We start from the raw sequence: 1,015 nt of genomic DNA, 5'->3' as shown, positions 1-1,015 counted from the left end.
CTTTAAGGATGGACCAATTTTGATTGGATATGATGGACGAGATTCAAGTATTGTAATTGCAAAAACAATATGCTCTACTCTTAATTTTGTTGGGATTGATTGTAATCTCGCAGGATTAGTTCCTACTCCTTGTTTAGAGTATGCAACAAAGAAACTAGGATACAAAGGTGGCATAATGATTACTGCATCTCATAATCCACCTCAATACAATGGAATTAAACCCGCAGCATCAGATGGGGTGGAGATTTCTCGTGAGGATGAAGCAAAAATTGAGGATATCTACTTTACAAAAGCATGGAACAACTCTTCAGGCAAATGGGGTACTACGGGAAGCGATGATAGAGTAATTTCTACATATTTTGAAGGAATCAAATCCCAAGTTAATACTTCTGCAATTAAAGAAAAAAAATTCATAGTTGTACTTGATGTTGGAAACGGTGCTCAGGCAATTACTGCACCAGAATTATCTAAGGAATTAGGATGCAAAACCATTACAATCAATGAAAAAATTGATTCTACATTTCCTGGGAGAGGTTCAGAACCTACTCCTGAGAATTTAGATAAACTATCTCAAACTGTTCTGGATTCTAATGCAGATATTGGTGTGGCATTTGATGGTGATGGTGATAGGAGTCTTTTTTGCGATGAGAATGGAAAAATTCTAACTGGTGATAAATCTGCATTACTATTAACAAAATTCATCTTAGAAAAAAATCCAAACTCCACTGTTGTAACATGTCTTAATTCAGGTTCATCGATAGAACATTTAGCTAAACAATCCAATTCCAAAGTAGTTAGGACTAAGGTAGGCAGCGTTGAAGTCTCACGGAAAATGGTTCCAATTAATGCTTTAATTGGATTTGAGGAAAATGGGGGTTTTATGTATGGAAAACATAATCAAGTAAGAGATGGTGCAATGACTTTGGCTTTGGTTTTAGATTTACTTGCATCCACAAAAAAGACTCTTTCTCAAAAAATAGAAGAACTTCCTCCATCTTTTACAACAAAAGATAAG

1 protein-coding gene is annotated in these 1,015 nt (G+C 35.2%); it reads left to right on the top strand.

What is annotated here, in order from left to right:
• Positions 1–19: 19 nt before the first annotated feature.
• The coding region (locus tag C6988_RS10845; RefSeq protein ID WP_255464488.1) for a phosphohexomutase domain-containing protein at positions 20–1,015 on the top strand (996 nt) is incomplete at its 3' end.

This window comes from Nitrosopumilus sp. b1 (assembly GCF_014078545.1).
GTDB lineage: Archaea > Thermoproteota > Nitrososphaeria > Nitrososphaerales > Nitrosopumilaceae > PXYB01.
Note: the sequence above shows the minus strand (reverse complement) of the source record. Positions and strands in the feature narration are given on the sequence as shown.